We start from the raw sequence: 270 nt of genomic DNA on the forward strand, positions 1-270 counted from the left end.
TACTGATGCTGTTTTACCTTTTTCTATGGAGACCGTTTTTTGGTCAACTGAAAGTGTAACTTCAGCTTTTGGTGCTTCCACAGGATCCGTTACAGTAACGTTTACACTTACTGTATTATCTCCATGTGTAATCGTGATTGTTGTTTCACCTTTTGCTTTTGCAGTGATAACGCCTTTTTCTACTGATACAATTGCCGCATCTTCAACAGCGTATGTTGCATCTGCTGTTACGTCTGCTTCTGTAGATTTATCTTCAATCGTTGTTGTTTC

The 270-nt window shown here is 38.9% G+C and carries 1 protein-coding gene; it reads right to left on the reverse strand.

Going from position 1 to position 270, the window contains the following annotated elements; translation table 11 throughout:
* On the reverse strand, nucleotides 1-270 hold a 270-nt coding region (locus tag FILTAD_RS15860), incomplete at both ends, for a hypothetical protein (protein ID WP_427854296.1).

The sequence above is a fragment of the Filibacter tadaridae genome (genome assembly GCF_900609045.1).
GTDB classification, from domain to species: domain Bacteria; phylum Bacillota; class Bacilli; order Bacillales_A; family Planococcaceae; genus Sporosarcina; species Sporosarcina tadaridae.